Raw genomic sequence first — 20,903 nt, forward strand, 5'->3', positions numbered from 1 at the left:
GCAACGACTACGTGCAAAGAGGGTCTCTGATGGAGCTCGGTCTCGTCGGTCTCGGCAAGATGGGCGGCAACATGCGCGAGCGCATCCGCCGCGCCGGCCACACCGTCGTCGGATACGACCGCAACCCCGATCTCGCGGATGTCCACAGCCTGGAAGAGCTTGTGGGCAAGCTCAAGGGTCCGCGGGTCGTGTGGGTCATGGTTCCGGCCGGTGACGCCACCCAGGCGACCATCGACGCGCTCGGTGAGCTGCTGTCCGAGGGCGACATCGTCGTCGACGGCGGCAACTCCCGCTGGACCGACGACGAGAAGCACGCCGAGGAGCTGGCGGCCAAGGGCATCGGCTTCGTCGACTGCGGTGTCTCCGGTGGTGTCTGGGGCCTGGAGAACGGCTACGCGCTGATGTACGGCGGCTCCGCCGAGGACGTCGCGAAGGTCCAGCCGATCTTCGACGCGCTCAAGCCCGAGGGCGAGTACGGCTCGGTGCACGCGGGCAAGGTCGGCGCCGGCCACTTCGCCAAGATGGTCCACAACGGCATCGAGTACGCGATGATGCAGGCGTACGCCGAGGGCTGGGAGCTGCTGGAGAAGGTCGACTCCGTCACCGATGTGCGGGAGGTCTTCCGCTCCTGGCAGGAGGGCACGGTCATCCGTTCCTGGCTGCTCGACCTCGCGGTCAACGCCCTCGACGACGACGAGCACCTGGACAAGCTGCGGGGCTACGCCGCCGACTCCGGTGAGGGCCGCTGGACGGTCGAGGCGGCGATCGACAACGCGGTGCCGCTGCCCGCGATCACCGCTTCGCTCTTCGCCCGCTTCGCCTCCCGCCAGGAGGACTCGCCGCAGATGAAGATGATCGCGGCGCTGCGCAACCAGTTCGGCGGCCACGCCGTCGAGAACAAGAAGTAACCAGCAGGTCCGCAGCCGCGGGAGGTCGGCGCAGCTCCATGCACGTCACGCATCTGTCGCTCGCCGACTTCCGCTCGTACGCCCGGGTCGAGGTCCCGCTCGAACCGGGCGTCACGGCGTTCGTGGGCCCCAACGGCCAGGGCAAGACCAACCTCGTCGAGGCGGTCGGCTATCTGGCGACGCTCGGCAGCCACCGGGTCTCCTCCGACGCGCCGCTGGTGCGGATGGGCGCCGAGCGGGCGATCGTCCGCGCCGCCGTCGCCCAGGGGGACCGGCAGCAACTGATCGAGCTGGAGCTGAACCCGGGCCGCGCCAACCGCGCCCGGATCAACCGCTCCTCCCAGGTGAAGCCGCGCGATGTGCTCGGCATCGTCCGTACGGTGCTCTTCGCGCCGGAGGATCTGGCGCTGATCAAGGGCGATCCCGGGGAGCGGCGGCGGTTCCTGGACGAGCTGATCACGGCGCGGGCACCGCGGATGGCCGGGGTGCGCGGCGACTACGACCGCGTCCTCAAACAGCGCAACACCCTGCTGAAGTCCGCGGCGCTCGCCCGGCGCCACGGTGGCCGGAAGATGGATCTGTCCACGTTGGACATCTGGGATCAGCACCTGGCGCGCGCCGGTGCCGAGCTGCTGGCGCAGCGGCTCGATCTGATCGCCGCGCTGCGTCCGCTGACGGACAAGGCGTACGCCCAACTGGCGCCCGGCGGCGGCCCGGTGGGCCTGGAGTACCGCGGTTCGGCGGGCGAGGCGATGGCCCGCGCGACCAACCGCGAGGAGCTGTACGGCGCGCTGCTCGAAGCGCTCGGCGAGGCGCGGAAGAACGAGATCGAGCGCGGTGTGACGCTGGTCGGCCCGCACCGCGACGAGCTGCTGCTCAAACTCGGTGACCTGCCCGCGAAGGGGTACGCCAGCCACGGCGAGTCCTGGTCGTACGCGCTGGCGCTGCGGCTGGCCTCGTACGACCTGCTGCGGTCGGAGGGCGAGATGCCGCAGACGCCGGAGGACGGCGGGCGGCGCAGCGGCGAGCCGGTGCTCGTCCTCGACGACGTCTTCGCCGAGCTGGACGCGCGGCGCCGGGAGCGGCTGGCGGAGCTGGTGGCGCCGGGCGAACAGGTGCTGGTCACGGCGGCGGTCGAGGACGATGTGCCGGGGGCGCTGGCCGGTCGGCGGTTCGCGGTGTCCGGCGGCACGGTCCGCGCGGAGACACCGTGAGCGAGGAGCCCGGGAAGAAGCCCGAGCCGGAGCTGTCGGGCATCGATCTGGCCCGGCAGGCGCTGGTGGCGGCGAAGGAGCAGGCGCGGGCGCGGGGCGCCGCCGCCCAGCAGAAGAAGCAGGCGCGCCGCGGCGGCGGGCTGCGCTCGGGCGCGCGGGCCGACGGCCGCGATCCGCTGCCGCTGGGCGCGGCGATCAACCGTCTGATCACCGAGCGAGGCTGGGAGACCCCGGCGGCGGTCGGCGGGGTGATGGGCCGCTGGCCGCAGTTGGTCGGCCCCGAGGTGGCGCAGCACTGCGAGCCGCAGCGGTACGACGAGGACGCCCGGGTGCTGACGGTGCAGTGCGATTCGACGGCGTGGGCGACGCAGTTGCGGCTGCTGGCCCCGCAACTGGTCCGGCGGCTCAACCAGGACCTGGGCCAGGGCACCGTGAAGCTCCTCAAGGTGCTGGGTCCGGGCGGTCCGGCGCGGCGGTACGGACCGCTGCGGGCGCCCGGCAGCACGGGCCCCGGGGACACGTACGGCTGAGGCGGTTCGCGCCTCCCGTGACGGTTGTGCACACAGGTTGTGGATGAGACTCCGCTCACGGTTGCGACCGGTTGACAGTCCGAAGCGCTGAGTGCCGGTGTGAGCGTCCTGAGGCCCCGTTCCAGATATGGGGAGTCGGCGGACGTGAGTTCAGGGCGGCACATGCGGACTCAGGTACCCGCAAAGCCCCATGAGTGTCGGCGCCACCGGTACACTGGTACGTAATCCCGCCGGATCGCGGGACACGTCGATCAAGACAGAACGACGCAGCCGCTCCCCTTCGACTCCGTGGGGTGTCCCCCACAGGCAGGGGAGGGCTCGTGCTGTGCCAGAAAGGGCGCTTCGTGGCCGACTCCGGCGACCTCAACGAGAACAACACGGCTTCCACCGAAGAGGGGGTCCCGGCAGGCGCCGCGGACGGTTCCTCCGGTGAGAAGTCGTACGACGCCAGCGCGATCACCGTCCTGGAGGGTCTGGACGCGGTACGCAAGCGCCCCGGCATGTACATCGGCTCGACCGGTGAGCGCGGTCTGCACCACCTGGTGCAGGAGGTCGTCGACAACTCCGTCGACGAGGCGATGGCCGGGCACGCCGACACCATCGACGTCACGATCCTCGCCGACGGCGGCGTGCGCGTCGTCGACAACGGCCGTGGCATCCCGGTCGGCATCGTCCCGTCGGAGAACAAGCCGGCCGTCGAGGTCGTCATGACGGTGCTGCACGCGGGCGGCAAGTTCGGCGGCGGCGGGTACGCGGTCTCCGGTGGTCTGCACGGCGTGGGTGTCTCCGTCGTGAACGCGCTGTCCCAGCGGGTGGCGGTCGAGGTCCGTACGGACGGCTACCGCTGGACGCAGGACTACAAGCTCGGTGTGCCGACCGCCCCGCTGGCGCGGCACGAGGCGACGGACGAGACCGGCACCTCGGTGACGTTCTGGGCCGACGGCGACATCTTCGAGACCACCGTCTACAGCTTCGAGACGCTCTCGCGCCGCTTCCAGGAGATGGCGTTCCTCAACAAGGGCCTGGCGATCTCGCTGACCGACGAGCGCCCGGACCACGTGGACGAGGAGGGCAAGCCGCTCTCCGTCCGGTACCACTACGAGGGCGGCATCGTCGACTTCGTGAAGTACCTGAACTCCCGCAAGGGCGAGCTGGTGCATCCGACGGTCATCGACGTCGAGGCGGAGGACAAGGAGCGGCTGCTCTCCGCGGAGATCGCGATGCAGTGGAACACCCAGTACAGCGAGGGTGTCTACAGCTTCGCCAACACCATCCACACCCACGAGGGCGGCACCCACGAGGAGGGCTTCCGCGCGGCGCTGACGGGTCTGATCAACCGTTACGCCCGTGACAAGAAGCTGCTGCGGGAGAAGGACGACAACCTCACGGGTGAGGACATCCGCGAGGGTCTGACCGCGATCATCTCCGTCAAGCTGGGCGAGCCGCAGTTCGAGGGCCAGACGAAGACGAAGCTCGGCAACACCGAGGCGAAGACCTTCGTCCAGAAGGTCGTCCACGAGCACCTGACGGACTGGCTGGACCGCAACCCCAACGAGGCCGCGGACATCATCCGCAAGGGCATCCAGGCGGCCACCGCCCGCGTCGCGGCCCGTAAGGCGCGCGATCTGACCCGCCGTAAGGGGCTGCTGGAGACGGCGTCGCTGCCGGGCAAGCTGAGCGACTGCCAGTCCAACGACCCGACCAAGTGCGAGATCTTCATCGTCGAGGGTGACTCCGCCGGCGGCTCGGCCAAGTCCGGCCGTAACCCGGAGTACCAGGCGATCCTCCCGATCCGCGGCAAGATCCTCAACGTCGAGAAGGCCCGGGTCGACAAGATCCTCCAGAACAACGAGGTCCAGGCGCTGATCTCGGCGTTCGGCACCGGTGTGCACGAGGACTTCGACATCGAGAAGCTCCGGTACCACAAGATCATCTTGATGGCGGACGCCGACGTCGACGGTCAGCACATCAACACCCTGCTGCTCACCTTCCTCTTCCGCTTCATGCGGCCGCTGGTCGAGGCGGGCCACGTCTACCTCTCCCGCCCGCCGCTGTACAAGATCAAGTGGGGCCGGGACGACTTCGAGTACGCCTACTCCGACCCCGAGCGGGACGCCCTGATCGAGCGCGGCAAGCAGGCCGGCAAGCGCATCAAGGACGACTCCGTCCAGCGCTTCAAGGGTCTCGGTGAGATGAACGCCGAGGAGCTGCGCGTCACCACGATGGACGCCGACCACCGCGTGCTCGGCCAGGTCTCCCTGGACGACGCGGCCCGCGCCGACGACCTGTTCTCGGTGCTGATGGGCGAGGACGTCGAGGCGCGTCGCTCGTTCATCCAGCGCAACGCCAAGGACGTCCGCTTCCTCGACATCTGAGTCTGTCGGCCCCTCAACAGCCGCAGCGCGAAAGGACTTTGAACCACCATGGCCGACGAGACTCCCCCCGTGACCCCGGACGGCACCACCGCCGAGGGCGCACCCGCCACCATCGAGGGCGTGGGTATGCGCGTAGAGCCGGTCGGGCTCGAAACGGAGATGCAGCGCTCCTACCTCGACTACGCGATGTCCGTCATCGTCTCGCGTGCGCTGCCCGACGTCCGCGACGGTCTCAAGCCGGTGCACCGCCGCGTGCTCTACGCGATGTACGACGGCGGCTACCGCCCCGAGAAGGGCTTCTACAAGTGCGCCCGCGTCGTCGGTGACGTCATGGGTACGTACCACCCGCACGGCGACTCCTCGATCTACGACGCGCTGGTCCGCCTGGCGCAGCCCTGGTCGATGCGGATGCCGCTGGTCGACTCCAACGGCAACTTCGGCTCCCCGGGCAACGACCCGGCCGCCGCCATGCGGTACACCGAGTGCAAGATGAAGCAGCTCTCGATGGAGATGCTGCGGGACATCGACGAGGAGACCGTCGATTTCCAGGACAACTACGACGGCCGGAACCAGGAGCCGACGGTCCTGCCGTCCCGCTTCCCGAACCTGCTGATCAACGGCTCGGCGGGTATCGCCGTCGGTATGGCCACCAACATCCCGCCGCACAACCTCCGCGAGGTCGCCGCCGGTGCCCAGTGGGCGCTGGAGAACCCGGACGCCTCCTCGGAGGAGCTGCTGGAGGCGCTGATCGAGCGGATCAAGGGCCCCGACTTCCCGACCGGCGCGCTGGTGGTGGGCCGTAAGGGCATCGAGGAGGCGTACCGCACCGGCCGCGGCTCGATCACGATGCGCGCGGTGGTGGCGGTCGAGGAGATCCAGAACCGCCAGTGCCTGGTCGTCACCGAGCTGCCCTACCAGGTCAACCCGGACAACCTCGCGCAGAAGATCGCCGACCTCGTCAAGGACGGCAAGATCGGCGGGATCGCGGACGTCCGTGACGAGACGTCCTCCCGTACGGGTCAGCGGCTGGTCATCGTCCTCAAGCGGGACGCGGTCGCCAAGGTCGTGCTCAACAACCTCTACAAGCACACCGATCTGCAGACCAACTTCGGCGCCAACATGCTCGCGCTGGTCGACGGGGTGCCGCGCACCCTCTCGCTGGACGCGTTCATCCGCCACTGGGTCACCCACCAGGTCGAGGTCATCGTCCGCCGCACCCGCTTCCGGCTGCGCAAGGCGGAGGAGCGGGCGCACATCCTGCGCGGTCTGCTCAAGGCGCTGGACGCGATCGACGAGGTCATCGCGCTGATCCGGCGCAGCGACACCGTCGAGGTGGCGCGCGAGGGCCTGATGGGCCTGCTCGCCATCGACGAGATCCAGGCCAACGCGATCCTGGAGATGCAGCTCCGCCGGCTGGCCGCCCTGGAGCGCCAGAAGATCACCGCGGAGCACGACGAGCTGCAGCAGAAGATCGACGAGTACAAGGCGATCCTCGCCTCGCCGGAGAAGCAGCGGCAGATCATCAGCGAGGAACTGGCCGCGCTGGTCGAGAAGTTCGGCGACGACCGCCGCTCCAAGCTGGTGCCCTTCGAAGGCGACATGTCCATCGAGGACCTGATCGCCGAGGAGGACATCGTCGTCACCATCACGCGTGGCGGCTACGTCAAGCGCACCAAGACCGACGACTACCGCTCCCAGAAGCGCGGCGGCAAGGGCGTACGCGGCACGAAGCTGAAGGAAGACGACATCGTCGACCACTTCTTCGTCTCGACCACCCACCACTGGCTGCTGTTCTTCACCAACAAGGGCCGCGTCTACCGCGCCAAGGCGTACGAGCTGCCGGACGCCGGACGGGACGCGCGCGGTCAGCACGTCGCCAACCTCCTGGCCTTCCAGCCGGACGAGCAGATCGCCCGCATCCTGGCGATCCGCGACTACGAGGCCGCGCCGTACCTGGTCCTCGCCACCAAGGCGGGCCTGGTGAAGAAGACGCCGCTGAAGGACTACGATTCGCCGCGCTCCGGCGGTGTCATCGCGATCAACCTCCGTGAGCAGGAGGATGGCAGCGATGACGAGCTGATCGGCGCCGAGCTGGTCTCCGGCGCCGACGATCTGCTGCTGATCAGCAAGAAGGCGCAGTCGATCCGCTTCACCGCCACCGACGAGGCGCTGCGCCCGATGGGCCGCGCGACCTCCGGTGTGAAGGGCATGAGCTTCCGCGAGGGCGACGAACTGCTGTCGATGAACGTCGTACGGGCGGGGACGTTCGTCTTCACCGCGACGGACGGCGGCTACGCCAAGCGCACGCCGGTGGACGAGTACCGCGTCCAGGGCCGCGGCGGTCTCGGTATCAAGGCGGCCAAGATCGTGGAGGACCGCGGTTCGCTGGTCGGCGCGCTGGTCGTCGAGGAGAGCGACGAGATTCTCGCCATCACCCTCGGCGGTGGCGTCATTCGTACGCGGGTCAACGAGGTCCGGGAGACCGGTCGTGACACGATGGGCGTCCAACTGATCAACCTGGGCAAGCGCGATGCCGTCGTCGGCATCGCACGGAACGCCGAGGCCGGGCGCGAAGCCGAAGAGGTCGACGGGGCCGAGGGGCCCGAGGAGACCGCTGAGGCGGCGGGTGCCGAGCCGGCGGCCGAGGGCGGGCAGCCCGCGGCGGAATAAGCACAAGGAGTAGGTCGTGAGTGGAGCCACGGGCGCTGCGGCGGGTGGAACGGGAGCCGGGAAGGGCACCTCGTCCGGACCCGCGACCGTGACGAAGGACAGCGCCCGTGGCTCCGGCACGTCCGGCAGCCCCGAGGGGGGAAGCATGACCGACACCCGTCAGCCGTATCCGCAGCATTCACAGCCGCAGCCCGAGGCGCAGCCGCCGCACAAGCCGTACGAGCCGCCGCGGGCGTACCCGGCGGACGGCGGCACCGGTTCGGTGCGGTTGCCGCGCACCGACGCCCGTACGGCGCCGCGCACCCGTAAGGCGCGGCTGCGGGTGGCGCGTACCGATCCCTGGTCGGTGATGAAGGTGAGCTTCCTGCTCTCCCTCGCGCTGGGCGTCTGCACGATCGTGGCGGTCGCCGTGCTGTGGATGGTGATGGACGCGATGGGCGTCTTCTCCACGGTCGGTACGGCGATCAGCGAGGCGAGCGGCTCCGCCGACGGCAAGGGCTTCGACCTCCAGTCGTTCCTGTCGCTGCCGCGGGTGCTGCTGTTCACCACCGTCATCGCGGTGATCGACGTGGTGCTGGCGACGGCGCTGGCGACCCTCGGTTCGTTCATCTACAACCTGTCGGCGGGCTTCGTCGGCGGGGTGGAGCTGACGCTCGCCGAGGACGAATGACCCGTCGGGGGCGGGCCGTGAGGGCGGCCCGCCCCTCGATTTTGGGAACGCCTCTGAAGTGCGCTAATCTTCTGGTGCAGCGAACGAGCGGCTATAGCTCAGACGGTTAGAGCGCTTCCCTGATAAGGAAGAGGTCCCAGGTTCAAGTCCTGGTAGCCGCACCGCCCATCGGCCCGGCCGGAGATTTCTCCGGCCGGGCCGATGTCGTTGACGGGGGCGGCAGTTGGGGCGGCCGCGGGCCGGTCGTCGCCCGGTGCGGAGGAGATAACCGATCGGTATCGGCCGGTGTGTATCATCGGCCCACATAGGTCCCCTACGTCAACGAAAGACGAGGTCGCGCGGTGAAGAAGCTTCTCCTGGTCGCACTGGCCGCCATCGGCGGGCTCCTCGTGTACCGCCAGATCCAGGCGGATCGCGCCGAGCAGGATCTGTGGACGGAGGCGACCGACTCCGTGCCCGCAGGTTCGGGTGTGTGAGACCAGACGCCCAGCACAGTTTGTACGGACCCCGGTTGCCACTGGCTTCCGGGGTTTCGTGCGTCGGGGGTGGGTGCGGGTGGCACCCGGGGTACGGACGCCGTGGTGCGGCTGTGGCTCCGCCCCGTGTGTTTGCCATAGCACATGATTGAGTTGCACTAGCAAAGTCACGTGGTGGGGTACCCGTACGGCGCGAGGGGGACGAGGGCATGGCACGACGGCATCGACGGTGGCGGGCGGCGCTGACCTGCGGGTTGTTGCTGGCGTCGGCCGCGGCACCGGCGCACGCCGCCCGCCCGGTACCGGCCGCCCGCGCCGAGGGCGGCGGCGCGGTGGCGGTCCTCGACTCCTCCGGCTCGATGGCGCGGGACGACGGCTCCGGCACCGGCACCGGCCGGATCGCCGACGCCCGTCATGCCGTCAGCGCCGTCGCCGATGCCGGGCCGGACGGCCACCCCACCGGGCCGCGGGGCCACGGGGACGGCGGAACGCGGGGGTGCGACGACGCCCGGTCGGTGCGGCCCGTCGGCCTGTCCGGCCGTGACGGTCTCGGGAAGGCGGTCGCCGCCGTCGGGTCCGAAGGGGGTGGCTCCATCGGCCGGTCGCTCCGGGCCGCCGCGGCCGATCTGCGGGCGCCCGGCGGGAGTTCCGGCGGTGAGCGGGCGATCCTGCTGGTCCCGGGCGGTGAGGACGGCTGCCGGACGCCGTCGCCGTGCGCGGTCGCGGACCGGATCGGCCGGTCGGCCGGGGAGCCGCGGATCGACACCGCCGGTTTCCAGGTGTCCGGCCCGGCCCGGCAGCGGCGGGAGTGCGCGGCCGGGGCGGGGGGCGGGCGGTCCTACGACGTGCGGGACGCCGCCGCGCTCACCCGGCAGGTGGAGCGGGCCGGGCAACTCTCCGCCGGTGGCTACCGCTTGAAGGGCGATCGGGTGCGTGGCGCGGCGTCCCGGGAGAGTGCGCCGAGCCTTACGCCCGGTCAGTACACCGACACCATCGGCCCGAACGAGAAGCGGTACTACGCCGTCGATCTGGATGCCGCCTCCACCGCCGACTTCTCGGCGACGCTGGCGCCGAGACCCGGCGCCGCCGTCGGCGTCGCGGACGCGCTCCACACCGAGCTGGCGTACGGCACCGCCGGTGTCTGCGGGGCCGCCACGCAGTTGTTCGGCCAGCGGGAGGGGGCCACTCCGCTCACCTCGGGGCTCAGCCGGGTGCCGTCGGAGAGCGGCTACCGCAGTTGCGACAAGGCCGGGCGGTACTGGTTCGTCGTCGAACGCCGAGCGGGGCGCGGGGCGGACGGCGCGCGGTGGCCGGTGGAGCTGACGTTTCACGTGGAACATCCGCTGGAGAAGGGCGTCACCCCCGCGCAGTCGGCACCGGAGTACGGCGCGGGCGGCAAGGACGCGGTGCTGCCCGCGGGCGCCCCGAAGGACGTCCGGGGCGGCACCGGCTTCAACGACGCCCGGGCGCTGGGTCAGGGCGTCTGGCGCGACCGGCTGCTGCCCGCCCGGACCCTCTGGTACAAGGTGCCGGTCGGCTGGGGCCAGCAACTCCGCTACGACGTGCAGTTCGCCAACGAGCCGACGGTGAACGGCCGCAGTACGCACTACTCGTACGCGGCCACCCAGGTCTACACACCGGACCGGGTGCCGGTGGGCAACGGCACCGGCGAGTTCACCTCCCGCAGGCCGTACACCGGGAAACCGACGTCGTTGCGGATGGGGACCGTGCCGGTGGCCTGGAGCAACCGCTACGAGTCCGGCACCCATGTCGTACCGGTGCACCGCGCCGGAGACTTCTACCTCGCGGTGACGCTGGGCGCCGACGCCGCCCGGTCCGCCCCGAACGCGCAGGTCGGGGTGGTGCTGCGGGTCGCGGTCCTGGGGAAGGCGAAGTCCGGCCCGGGGGCGGGCGCGGGCCGGGCCTCCCACACCACGTCCGGCGACACGGCGCCGGACGAGGACAACGGCAAGCTGCCCGGGGCCGGCTGGAAGCCCGGTCCGGTCGTGGCCGGGTGTTCCCTCGGAGTGGGGGTCCTGCTGCTGGCCGGGCTCGCGGGGGCGTACCTCCGGGCGCGCCGCCCGGTGCGGGGCGGTGCCGGGGCCGGGCCGGTGGATCCGCGGACGGACAGTACGGTGCGGCCGGCCGTTCCGGGGCAGGAGCAACGGGCGCGGGAGCGGCGGAGGAACGCGGCGAAGGGGGAGCCATGGTGACGGGGCGTGCGATCCGGAGGGCCACCGCCGCGCTGGCCGCGCTCTCGGCGGTGGCGCTGGCACCGGGCGCGGTGGGCACGGCGTCCGCGGCCGGCACGGACATCGAGGACGTGCCCCGCTACACCACGGCGCCGGACGCCGTCCCGGTCAAGGGCCGGGCCGGCGCGGCCGATGCCCCGGAGATCGGCACGGGGACGTACACCGACGCCATCGGGCGCGGGGAGCGGAAGTACTACACCGTGCCGCTCGACGCGAAGTCCACCGCGTACTTCTCGGTGGTCGCCGCGCCGCCGCCGGGCACCAAGGTCGAGGACCACGCCGACCGCATCAAGATCAGCGTGCAGGACGCCGACGGCACCATCTGCGACCGGGAGGCCGATCCGGCGTTCCGCGCGGACGGCACGGCGTACCCCATCGCCGACCACGCCACCCGCGGCGTCGACGGCGACAGCGCGCGGTGCCGGAGCGCCGGGGCGTACTACCTCGTCGTCAGCCGGGAGGGCCCGGCGACCTCCGGGCCGCAGGCGTGGCCGATCGAGATCACCCATCTCTCCGAGCCGGGTCTCAAGGGCACCCCGCCCGCCGCGCCCACGGAGGGCAGTTGGCCGTCGGCGACGCCTCCGCCGCCGGCCTCCGGTACCAAGCGGCAGGCCCGCGGTGGCAGCGGTTTCCACAACGCGGGGTCCGTGGGCACGGGGCTGTGGCGGGACCGCATCCGGCCCGGTGAGTCCCGCTTCTACCGGGTGCCGGTCGACTGGGGCCAGCGCCTCAACGTCAGCGCGGAGCTGCCCGACGCGGCCGGCGGCGCGGGCATCGCCAAGGCGCTCGGGGTGACCGCGTACAACCCGGCGCGCGGCGTGATCGACGACGACACCTTCGTCTTCTACGACGGGCGGCCCGCCGCCTCGAAGCTGTTCACCGCGCCCGTGGCGTACGGCAACCGCTTCGCCGCCTCCGACGAGGTGCGGGCCGTGCGGGTCGCCGGCTGGTACTACCTGGAGGTCACGCTCCACCCGGACGCCGCGCGGTTCTTCCCGCGGGGCGCGGACCTCACGCTGCGGGTGGACGTCCGCGGTGCGGCCCGGCCGGGGCCGGGGTACGCCGGGCCCGCCGGGGACTTCTCCGTACGGCCCGGGGGTCAGGAGGCGGCGGAGGAGGGGCTGCCCGCACCGCGGCCGGACGGCGGCGGGAATCTGCGGACACTGGGCTACGCCGGGATCGGCACGGGTGCGGTGCTGCTGGCCGCCCTCGGGGCCTGGACGCTGCGGGTCCGCCGGACGTCCGTCGCCGACGACCCCGCGCTCTCCGCGCAGGCGCACGCGGCGGAGCCCACGCGGTCGGGGCCGCGGGCCCCGGGCATCCCGCCCGGGTGGTCCGGCCGCCGGTAGCGGTCAGGAGACGGTGAGCGCCCAGATGCCGAAGGCGATGCAGAGCAGCGCGACGACGAGCACGGGCACCGCCACCTTGGCCGGTGGCCCGGGACGCCGCGCCACGGGGGCGGGCGGCACCGGCGCTGCGGGCGCCTGCGGTGAGGTGTAGGGCCGGGTGGCCGGCGGCTGCTGCCAGGGGCCGGCGGCCGGCCGGTACGTCCCCGACGGCGGTGTTCCCCAAGGAGTGCCGGGCGGTGTGCCCGGAGGCGTCGCGGGAGCCGGGACGTACGGGGCGGCCACCGGGGCCGGCGGGGTGGCGGGCGGCTGCGGGAGCGGCCGGGGCAGCGGCTGTCCGGGCGGGGCTAGGGCGAAGCTCCCGCTGCCGGAGGAGGAGCGCGGCGCGCCGGGAGCGCCGGGGCCGCCGTCGCGCGGCGGGGCGAGCGGTCCCTGTGGCCCGAACCCCTCGGGCAGCGGGCCTATGTGGTCGAAGACCTCCACGGCCTCCTCGTCGATGCCCGCCTCGGGCAGCAGCTCGACGGCGGCCAGCACCGCCTTCCGCGCCCCGGTGGCGGTACGGAAGCGGGACTCCGGGTCGGGGTGGAGCAGCGTCGCCAGCACCTGCCACAGCGGCTCCGGGACGCCCTCGGGCGCGTGCGGTACGCCGTGCTCGGTGAAGTGCCGCACCAGCGCGTCGGCGTCCGGTTTGGTGCCGGTGATCAGGTAGAGCGCGACCAGGCCGACCGCGAACAGGTCGGCGGGGAAGTCCGGTTCGGCGCCCAGCATCTGCTCCGGCGCGAAGTATCCGGGCGTGCCGACCACGTAGTTGGTCTCGGTGAGCCGCGGTTCGCCCTTGCGCATCGCGATGCCGAAGTCCGACAGGCGCAGATGCGGCCGCCCGGTGCCGGTCGCCTCCAGCAGGATGTTGGCCGGTTTGATGTCGCGGTGCACCACGCCCTCGTCGTGCACCGCGGTCAGCCCGGCCAGCAGTTGGTCCAGCAGGACGCAGACGTACCGCGGGGGCAGCGGGCCGTAGTCGCCGATGAGGTGGGCGAGCGAGCCGCCGTGCACCAGATCCATGGTGAACAGGACCTTGGCGTCGTCGGCGGCCCAGCTCGCCGGGGCGAGGACGTGCGGGTGGTCGATCCGCAGCGCCTGTTCGCGGACGAACCGCAGCAGGGTGTGCGCGTCGCTCTGCTGGAGCACCTTGGCGGCGACGTAGCGGCGCCGCCGGTGGTCCCAGGCACGCCAGACGGCGCCCACGCCCCCGCGCCCGACCGGGTCGACCAGTTCGTACCGCCCGGCGAAGATCTCACCCATGGTGCCCCGTCACTTTCCAACCTGTGCGTACCCGCGGTGACCGGCCCGGCCGGGCCGTGCCTTTCCGCTCGTCGCGGGTGCCTCGCCCGGTGGGCCGGTCCACGAGGAGCGGAAGGGCGCGGCCTAGCTCTGGTGCGCCTCGTAGTGGGCGACCGCGTCCCCGGTGCGGCCGGCACCGTAGACCCGGAGGAACTCTGCCAGCTCCGGGTGGGTGGCGGCGAGGGCGTTCGCCGCTTCGATGATCTCGCCGGCGTCCGAAACGGAGCGCAGCAGTGACTGGATCTCCCGCACCACGCGCCGCACGGTGGTCGAGCCGGTCGACGAGACGGCCTGCGAGGTGTTGCTCAGCACCGAACCGCCCGCGGTCTTCTTGATCTCGTCCATCCGGTCGGTGGCCTCGGCGGCGCTGACGCTGCCGTCGGCGACCTGACCGGCCAACTCCTGGAGTGCCTGGACCCGTTGGACCACGGCGGGGTTGCCTATCTTGGCCCGCTGACCGCTCATGAGCTGCGACAGCATCGGCGCGGAGAGACCGAGGACACCGGCGAGCCGGGCCTGGTTGAGCCCGAGGTCGTCGATGAGGCGGCGGAAGAGGGCGCCGAGCGGTTCCCCGTACCAATTTCGCTGCAGCTCCCGGGCCCGCGCGGTGGCTTCCTGCTGTGCTGCGTCCATGCCGTCTCCCCATCTCCCCGGTCACGCTTCGCTGCCGCGAATCTCGCGAAGCATCCTACGGAGAGCGACGGTGCCGGGCGATACCCGGTCGGGAAAGCGCCCCCGCACCAGGTACCCTGGTCGGCGACGGGGCCTTAGCTCAGTTGGTAGAGCGCTGTCTTTGCATGGCAGATGTCAGGGGTTCGACTCCCCTAGGCTCCACTCCTCAAACCCCTCCGAACTGCGAGAACGCAGAGCGGAGGGGTTTTTCCGTGGGCGGGGGCGCGGTGTTGGCGTCCCGTCCCGCCCCGCCCGCCGCACGGCGCCGTACGGCGGGAGCGGATACGTGCCGGGTGGCGCGGCGGCGTCCCCGTACTGGGGGCCCGGGGTGCCCTCGCGTACCCGCCGCCGACGTCGGCCGACGCTCGTTCCGGTCCGGTTTTTTCGTCCGCCCGTTCGGGAACACAGGGGCCCCCGCCGTCGTTCACAGCACTCCGACGAGACCGGCTTTCCCACGGGACCGGTACCCGGCGGGCGGTGGTTCGGCGGGGAGAGTCGGGGAGAGAGCGGTACGCATGACGGGGATGGCACGCGAAGAGGCGGAACTGCTGGCACGGTACGCGGCCGTGTTCGAGCCGGGCGATCCGGCGCGGACGGGCCGCGTCGTCTTCTGGGATCCGGCGGGCGGCGCCCCGCCGTCCGGACCGGCCACCGGTGAGCGGGGCACGGCCGAGCTGGTGGTGCCCGGCGGCGCGGCGGGGGAGGCGGCGCTGTGCCGGGTGCCCGTGCTGCGGCTGCCCCTGGCCGATGCCTTCCCGGCCCTGGCGCTCGCCCGCGCCCGGGGCGGTGACGGCGTCCACCGGGCCGCGGCGTTCTGGGGCGGCGCACTCGCCCTGGGGCTGCATCTGACCGCCCGGGAGCGGCTGCTGCCCGGGGTCTCCGCCGGCGGGTACGACGCCTGGCGGGCCGGGCCCCTCGACGCCGAGGACGCCCGGCGGCTGCGGGAGCTGGCCGGGGCGGCGCCCGCCGAGGCGTACGCGGCGCCGGGCAGCGACCCCGCGGAGCTGGTGCGCGCCTTCGCCGACGCGGTCGCCGACACCCTGCCGCGCACCGCCGCGGCGCCCGCCGCCACGGGCCGCGACGCGTTCGCGGCCACCGCCCCGCAGCACGTCCCCCATCTGCGGGAATGGGCCGAGGAGATGTCCGCGGGGCTCGACTCCGGTGTCCGGGTGTCGCTCCGGACCGAGCTGACGGAGGACGGCGACCGGCCGCCCGCCGTCCACCTGGTGCCCCGGGTGCACAGCCTCGCCGACCCCGATCTCGCCCTCGACGCGGACGAACTGTTCCGCAGCGCCGATCACGCGCTCGGCCCGCGCGCCCAGGCCGAGACGGTCCTCGCCGTCCGCCGGGCCGCCGGGGTGTGGCCGCCGCTGGAGCGGCTGATCCCGGTGCCCGGTCGGCTGGTCCTGGACGACGCGGAGGTCCGGGAGCTGTTCTCGGGCGCCGCCGACCGGCTGGCCGCCCACGGCGTCGACGTGGTCCGGCCGCAGGACGCCACCCGGGCGCTGACCGCCCGGGTGGTGATCGGCCCCGACCGTGAACCGCCCGCCGAACTCCGTTCCTTCTTCGGCGGGGACGGCACCGTCGCCGTGCGGTGGCGGATCGAGCTGGACGGGGAGCCGCTCACCGACGCGGAGACCGCCGCCGTCGCCGCGGACGGCCGGGCCGTGGTGCGGCTGCGCGAGCGCTGGGCCCTCGTGGACGCGGCCCTGTCGCGCAAGGCACGCGAGCCGCACCTGTCGCCGCTGACCGCGATCGAGGCCCTCGCCGCGGCGCTGACCGGCCACGCCGAGGTGGGGCCGGAACGCGTCCGGGTCGCTCCCGGGCCCTGGCTGGACGCCCTGCGCCGGTGCCTGGACGCGCCCGGCGACGGCGCCCCTTCGGACCAGCCGGCCGCGCTCACCGCCACCCTGCGCGACTACCAGTTGCACGGGCTGCGCTGGCTGACGCGGATCACCGAGCTGGGCCTCGGCGGCTGCCTCGCCGACGACATGGGCCTGGGCAAGACCGTCCAGTTGATCGCCCTGCACCTGGCCCGCCAGGACCGCGCGCACAGCCGGGGCCCCACGCTGGTGGTCTGTCCCGCCTCGCTGCTCGGCAACTGGGAGCGCGAGGTGGGCCGGTTCGCCCCGGGCACGCCCGTACGGCGCCACCACGGTCCGGGCCGGACACTCGACGGCGCCACCGACGGCTTCGTCCTCACCACGTACGGCACCATGCGGCTGGACGCGGAGGTGCTGGCCGGGCACGGCTGGGGGCTGGTGGTCGCGGACGAGGCCCAGCATGTGAAGAACGCCCGCTCCGGCACGGCGAAGGCGCTGCGGCGGATCCCCGCGCGGGCCCGGATCGCGCTGACCGGCACCCCGGTCGAGAACAGCCTCGCCGAACTGTGGGCGGTCCTCGACTGGACCACCCCCGGGCTGCTCGGCGGGTACGGGCGCTTTCGCCGCCGCTGGATCGCGCCGGTCGAGGCGGAGCGGCGGGAGGGCGTCGCGGAGCGGCCGACCGCCCGTCTCCTCGCCGACCTGGTGCGGCCCTTCCTGCTGCGGCGGCGCAAGACCGACCCCGGTATCGCGCCCGAGCTGCCGCCCAAGACCGAGACCGACCACCCGGTGGCGCTCACCGGAGAGCAGGAAACCCTCTACCGCGAGCAGGTCGACGCGGTGATGGCGGAGATCCGGTCCGGCAGCGGCATCGCCCGCAGCGGCCTCGTCCTCAAGCTGCTCACCGGCCTCAAGCAGATCTGCAACCACCCGGCGCAGTTCCTCGGTGAGACGGACGGGCCGCTGCCAGGACGCTCCGGCAAACTCGCCCTCCTCGACGAACTGCTCACCACCATCACCGCCGAGGACGGCGCGGCGCTGGTCTTCACGCAGTACGTCACGATGGGCCGGCTCCTCGAACGCCATCTGCGCGAGAGGGGCGTCGAGGCGCGGTTCCTGCACGGCGGGACGCCCGTGGCCCGTCGGGAGGAGCTGGTGCGGTCCTTCCAGGACGGCGCCTTCCCCGTCTTCCTGCTGTCCTTGAAGGCGGCCGGCACCGGTTTGAACCTCACCCGCGCCGATCACGTCGTCCACTACGACCGCTGGTGGAACCCGGCGGTCGAGGCCCAGGCCACCGACCGCGCGTACCGCATCGGGCAGACCCGGCCGGTCCAGGTGCACCGGCTGATCGCCGAGGGCACGGTCGAGGACCGCATCGCGCGGCTGCTGGAGGCGAAGAAGGAGCTGGCCGACGCGGTGCTCGGCGCGGGCGAGCAGGCCCTGACCGAGCTGACCAACGCCGAACTGGCCAACCTCGTGGAACTGAGGAGCATCTGATGAGCGGTTCGGACAGCGGCCGGGCGGTGGGTTTCCCCGCCTTCCCGGCGCGGCGGGGCAAAAGCGTCCGCGGCCGGTCGTTCTGGGCGGCGTCCTGGGCCGACGCGGTGGAGGACACCTGGCCCGAGGAGGGCCCGCTGCGGGAGGGCCGCGCCCTCGCGCGCGGCGGGCGGCTCGGCCCGGTCACCCTCGGCCCGGGGCGGATCGCGGCCGATGTGTACGGGGACGAGGAGGCCCGCACCACCGTCCTCACCCCACGGGAGCTGGACGACGACGCCTGGGAACGGCTCTGGGAACACTGCGCGGACCGGCCCGCCGTGGCCGAGGCGCTGCTGGCGGGCGAGATGCCCGAGGAGTTGCTGGAGGCGGCGGAGGACGCCCGGGTGGGGCTGCTGCCCGGCTACGCGAACCTCGTCGCGGAGTGCGGTTGCGACAGCTTCGACCACCCCTGCCCCCACGCCCTGGCCCTGGCCTACCAGGTGGGCCGGCTGCTCGACGAGGACCCCTGGCTGCTCCTCCTCCTGCGCGGCCGGGACGCGGAGAGCGCCCTGGAGGAGCTGAAGTACGCCGTGCTGTTCCGGTCGATGGCCGGGGCGGCGGACGAGGACGGCGAGGGCGCCGAGGACGACGGCGAGAGCGGGCCGGGCGACGGGGAGCCGGGCGACGGGGAGCCGGGCGACGGACCGGACGACCGGCTCTGGGAGGTCAACCGGCGGGCCTACGCCCGCCCCGCCGTCCCGCTCCCGCCGCTGCCCCCGCTGCCCGCGCCGCGGCAGCGCCCCGCCACGGTCACCGGCATCGGCGCCGACCCCTTGGAACTCCTCGCCGCGGACGCCGCCGTCCGGGCCCGGGAACTGCTCGCCGCGCTGCTCACCGATACCGCGCCGCCCCCGCCCCTGGATCGTTGGCAGGACACCGTACGGCTCGCCGCCACCCACCCCGATCCGCGCGTGCGGGCCCGGCTGCGGGAGTCCTGCGGTGATCCGGAGGGGCTGGACCGGGCTGCGGCGGCCTGGCGCACCGGCGGCCGGGCCGGGCTGGCGGTTCTGGCCGAATCCTGGGCTCCGTCGGGGCCGGAGGCGGCCCGGGCCCGTACCGCGCTGCTGGCCGCCTGGGAGGAGATGGAGGACGGGGCGGCCGGGGAGCCGTCCCCGTTCACGGTGGACGGCAACCACTGGACCCTGCCCGGCCGCGGTCTTCAACTGCGGCTGGGCCGCGACGGGCGCTGGTACCCCTACCGCCGCGCCTCCGGCACCTGGTGGCCGGCGGGCGCTCCCGGCCCCGATCCGTCCTCGGCCCTGGCCGAACTGCTGGAGCCGGCGGGGGCGGAGGAGGCGGAGGGAGAGGCGGAAGCCGCGGATCCGGCGGACGGCTGAGGGCCGCCCGCGCTCCCGCGGTGCCTGACCGCTCCGTCGGCGGCCGGGCGGATGCCGTCCCCGGTGGCCTCCCCGCCGGGGACGGGCGCCCCGGTCAGCCGTGCTCGTCCGGCCGGCTCAGTGCCTGGACGAGGTGGGGCAGGGCGCGGTGGACGAGCGCCGGGGTGTCGTGGTCACCGGCGTGGGTGACCTCCTGAGCGGTCAGGCCCTCGAAGAAGGCGACGACGAGCCGGGCGAGGGTGAGCGCGGAGACCTCGGGGGCGCGGCCGGTGCGCTCCAGGCAGCGGGTGAGGATGTCCGCGATCCCGGTGTTGAGGCGTTCCTCGTGCACGGCGAGGGCGCGGGCCACCTCCGGGTTCCGGGCGGCGTGCAGGGTGAACTCCATCGAGACCAGGAACCACGCGCGTTCCTGCTCGTTGTGGGCGGCCAACTGGTCGAAGAGGCCCGCCACCGGGTCGGGCGTGCCGCCAACTGCCTCGGCCCGGCAGGTGAGTTCCTCCAGCAGCCGGTCGGCGTGCGCGTCGTAGAGGGAGAGGAACAGCTCTTCCTTGTCACGGAAGTTGGAGTAGAAGGCACCCCGGGTGAGGCCGGCCCTGCTCACGATGTCGCTCACGGATGTGGCGTGGAAGCCGCGCTCGGTGAAGAGTGCGAGGGCGCTCTCACCGAGCGCGGCAACGGTGAGGGGGCGACGCTTGGTCGGGGATTTGGGCACGTACCGGCTCCTTGCTGCGGGGGGACGGCGTCGAGGGTACGTGCCCGTCGGCGGGCCGCCCGCCGATGTCAGCCAGGCAGGTCGTAGTCGTAGAAGCCACGCCCCGTCTTGACGCCGAGACGCCCCTCGTCGACGTAACGGCGCAGGAGATCGCGGGGCCCCTCGGGCAGGTGCGGGTTCTCCTCGGCGTAGTGGTTCTCGATGTCGAGGACCACGTCGAGGCCGACGGCGTCCATCATCCGGAACGGTCCGGCGGCGGTGCCCATGTTGACCTGCCACATCCCGTCGATGTCCTCGGGGGTGGAGACGCCGTCGGCGACGACGGCGAGGGATTCGCGCTTTATCGCGGCCCAGATGCGGTTGAAGATGAAACCGGTGCTCTCCTTGTGCGCCTCGAAGGGGTGGATGCCGTAGGCCGGGAGCGTGCGCAGGAGCAGGTCGAGGACGGCGCGGTCGGTGTGCCCGCACGACATGAGGTCGACGGCGTTCTGCTTCGGCGGCATGTAGAAGTGGATGTTCAGCAGCCGCTCGGGGTGACGGACGCTCCCGACGAGATTGCTGGTGGCGTACGAGGACGAGTTGCTGGCGAGGATCGCGTCGGCCGGAGCCGCCGCGTCCAGCTCTCCGAAGATCTTCTTCTTGAGATCCAGCCGCTCCGGTACGGCCTCGACGACCAGCCAGGCATCGTCCAGTGCGCGGGTCAGGTCGGTGGTGGTCTCGACGGTGCCCGGCCGGCCGCCCTCCAGGCTCGCGGCGACGGCGGGCAGCTCCTTCTCGACGTAGGCGCGGGCCGCGTCACCGGCCTCGGCGGCGGGGTCGTAGACACGGACGAGGCCGCCGCGGGTGGCGAACATCAGGGCGATACGGCGGCCGAGAGTTCCGGCGCCGATCACGGCCACGGGGCGGTTTTCCGGTGCGGTGGGGAGGGTGAAGGTCACGTTGACTCCTGGTGCGGTTCCCGTCGCGAGAGGCGGGGAGGGAGGCCGGGGCGCAGACGGCGTCACGGTCGACTACGAGATACAGTGTGTATCGGATACAAGG

15 protein-coding genes and 2 tRNA genes are annotated in these 20,903 nt (G+C 72.7%); 13 read left to right on the forward strand and 4 right to left on the reverse strand.

From position 1 onward, the window contains the following. Positions 1–29: 29 nt before the first annotated feature. The 10 genes from gnd (at position 30) to ACGH2B_RS13635 (ending at position 12,444) form a co-directional block, all read left to right on the forward strand. Positions 30–908 carry a phosphogluconate dehydrogenase (NAD(+)-dependent, decarboxylating) gene (gene gnd, locus ACGH2B_RS13590; protein ID WP_399088425.1) on the forward strand — a complete coding sequence of 293 codons (879 nt, stop codon included), beginning with the start codon at positions 30–32 and terminating at the stop codon, positions 906–908. Between the two features lie 38 nt (positions 909–946). Then, entirely contained in the window at positions 947–2,122 is a 1,176-nt protein-coding gene (recF, locus tag ACGH2B_RS13595) for a DNA replication/repair protein RecF (protein ID WP_399088427.1), read from the forward strand. Beyond that, a complete protein-coding gene (locus tag ACGH2B_RS13600) occupies positions 2,119–2,652 on the forward strand; it encodes a DUF721 domain-containing protein (RefSeq protein ID WP_399088429.1) in 534 nt (177 codons plus the stop codon). Before recF ends, ACGH2B_RS13600 begins: the two co-directional genes overlap by 4 nt. Before the next feature lie 320 nt (positions 2,653–2,972). Further along, on the forward strand, positions 2,973–5,027 hold the full coding sequence (gene gyrB / locus ACGH2B_RS13605; RefSeq protein WP_399088431.1) for a DNA topoisomerase (ATP-hydrolyzing) subunit B: 2,055 nt from the start codon (positions 2,973–2,975) through the stop codon (positions 5,025–5,027). A 48-nt stretch (positions 5,028–5,075) separates the two neighbouring features. Further along, entirely contained in the window at positions 5,076–7,697 is a 2,622-nt protein-coding gene (gyrA, locus tag ACGH2B_RS13610) for a DNA gyrase subunit A (RefSeq protein ID WP_399088433.1), read from the forward strand. A gap of 16 nt (positions 7,698–7,713) precedes the next feature. Beyond that, on the forward strand, positions 7,714–8,367 hold the full coding sequence (locus ACGH2B_RS13615; protein ID WP_399088435.1) for a DUF3566 domain-containing protein: 654 nt from the start codon (positions 7,714–7,716) through the stop codon (positions 8,365–8,367). Positions 8,368–8,454: 87 nt separating this feature from the next. Beyond that, positions 8,455–8,528, forward strand: a tRNA-Ile gene (locus tag ACGH2B_RS13620). 180 nt (positions 8,529–8,708) lie between these two features. After that, complete coding sequence (locus tag ACGH2B_RS13625) at positions 8,709–8,843, forward strand: DLW-39 family protein (RefSeq protein ID WP_003958712.1); 135 nt, start codon at positions 8,709–8,711, stop codon at positions 8,841–8,843. A 209-nt stretch (positions 8,844–9,052) separates the two neighbouring features. Next, entirely contained in the window at positions 9,053–11,056 is a 2,004-nt protein-coding gene (locus tag ACGH2B_RS13630) for a hypothetical protein (RefSeq protein ID WP_399088438.1), read from the forward strand. Further along, positions 11,050–12,444 (forward strand): hypothetical protein, encoded by a 1,395-nt coding sequence (locus ACGH2B_RS13635; RefSeq protein ID WP_399088440.1) that lies wholly within the window; start codon positions 11,050–11,052, stop codon positions 12,442–12,444. The genes ACGH2B_RS13630 and ACGH2B_RS13635 overlap by 7 nt, the downstream gene beginning before the upstream one ends. A 3-nt stretch (positions 12,445–12,447) precedes the next feature. Here the strand turns inward: ACGH2B_RS13635 and ACGH2B_RS13640 are convergent, their stop codons facing one another. Together ACGH2B_RS13640 and ACGH2B_RS13645 are read right to left on the reverse strand one after the other, a co-directional pair. Then, complete coding sequence (locus tag ACGH2B_RS13640; protein ID WP_399088442.1) at positions 12,448–13,743, reverse strand: serine/threonine-protein kinase; 1,296 nt, start codon at positions 13,741–13,743, stop codon at positions 12,448–12,450. Positions 13,744–13,866: 123 nt separating this feature from the next. Beyond that, positions 13,867–14,415, reverse strand: coding sequence for a helix-turn-helix domain-containing protein (locus tag ACGH2B_RS13645; protein ID WP_399088444.1), 549 nt, complete (start codon positions 14,413–14,415; stop codon positions 13,867–13,869). A 128-nt stretch (positions 14,416–14,543) separates the two neighbouring features. Here ACGH2B_RS13645 and ACGH2B_RS13650 point away from each other — a divergent pair. The 3 genes from ACGH2B_RS13650 (at position 14,544) to ACGH2B_RS13660 (ending at position 19,150) form a co-directional block, all read left to right on the forward strand. Then, a tRNA-Ala gene (locus tag ACGH2B_RS13650) sits at positions 14,544–14,616 on the forward strand. Positions 14,617–14,969: 353 nt separating this feature from the next. Further along, positions 14,970–17,774, forward strand: a complete 2,805-nt coding sequence (locus ACGH2B_RS13655; RefSeq protein WP_399088446.1) for a DEAD/DEAH box helicase — start codon at positions 14,970–14,972, stop codon at positions 17,772–17,774. Then, positions 17,774–19,150, forward strand: coding sequence for a hypothetical protein (locus tag ACGH2B_RS13660; RefSeq protein ID WP_399088448.1), 1,377 nt, complete (start codon positions 17,774–17,776; stop codon positions 19,148–19,150). The genes ACGH2B_RS13655 and ACGH2B_RS13660 overlap by 1 nt, the downstream gene beginning before the upstream one ends. Positions 19,151–19,244: 94 nt before the next feature. Here the strand turns inward: ACGH2B_RS13660 and ACGH2B_RS13665 are convergent, their stop codons facing one another. After that, positions 19,245–19,862, reverse strand: coding sequence for a TetR/AcrR family transcriptional regulator (locus ACGH2B_RS13665; RefSeq protein ID WP_399088450.1), 618 nt, complete (start codon positions 19,860–19,862; stop codon positions 19,245–19,247). Between the two features lie 68 nt (positions 19,863–19,930). Further along, the gene (locus ACGH2B_RS13670; RefSeq protein ID WP_399088452.1) at positions 19,931–20,800 is read right to left on the reverse strand and encodes a 3-hydroxyacyl-CoA dehydrogenase family protein; all 870 of its coding nucleotides are present in this window, start codon (positions 20,798–20,800) and stop codon (positions 19,931–19,933) included. Between the last annotated feature and the right edge of the window lie 103 nt (positions 20,801–20,903).

It is taken from the genome of Streptomyces sp. BBFR2 (assembly GCF_044497305.1).
GTDB lineage: Bacteria > Actinomycetota > Actinomycetes > Streptomycetales > Streptomycetaceae > Streptomyces.